Origin of the sequence: Acinetobacter sp. 148, from assembly GCF_031196675.1 — a bacterium.
Classification (GTDB): Bacteria; Pseudomonadota; Gammaproteobacteria; order Pseudomonadales; family Moraxellaceae; genus Acinetobacter; species Acinetobacter baumannii.
The window spans coordinates 212-944 of the sequence record NZ_JAVIMT010000079.1 but is presented as its reverse complement, the minus strand read 5'-3'; the positions used below and the strand labels follow the sequence as shown (position 1 = coordinate 944).

The following is a 733-nucleotide window of genomic DNA, read 5'->3' as shown; positions in this document are numbered from 1 at the left end:
TGTTTTGTATAAGCCATTCACCGTTTCAGCCAGAGCATTATCGTATGAATCACCAGTTGTACCGACTGATGCTCGTAAATTTGCAGCTTCTAAACGATTGGTATAGCGAATAGAAAGATATTGCACACCTCTATCGGAATGATGAATCATATTCTTTGGCATGCCTCGATCGTACAATGCTTGCTCAAGTGTATCGAGTACCATATCTGTATTCATCCGTGTAGATACTTTCCATCCAACAATTGCTCGTGAGAACACATCAATAATAAAGGCGGTATAGACCCAGCCTGAATGAGTTTGAATATACGTAAAGTCACCCACCCATAGTTGGTTTGGATGATCAGCATTAAAATTACGTTTCAACAAGTCAGGTGCTCGTTTTTGGTCATCTCGGCTACGGGTGGTTTGTTTGTTCTTACCTCGCCAAACACCTTGTATACCTAGCTTTTTCATTAATCGAGCAACAGTACAGCGTGCAATAATATAGCCTTCACGTTTCAGTTTTTGCCAGACTTTACGTACACCATACCGACCTGAACTTTCCTTCCAAATTCGTTTAATTTGTTCAGCATGATGCTCATCATGTAGATCTCGTTTCGCTCGATGTTCTGGATTGTCAGCGAGATCTAAAGTTCGGTAATAGGTTGAAGCTGCGATCGGTAAAATTCTACAAATCGCTTCAACACCATATCGATCTTTATTGTTATGGATAAAATCCACCATTATTTGTGTG

The 733-nt window shown here is 40.2% G+C and carries 1 protein-coding gene; it reads right to left on the bottom strand.

Going from position 1 to position 733, the window contains the following annotated elements:
• The coding region (locus RFX69_RS13685) for an IS3 family transposase (protein ID WP_309169475.1) at nucleotides 1-733 on the bottom strand (733 nt) is incomplete at both ends.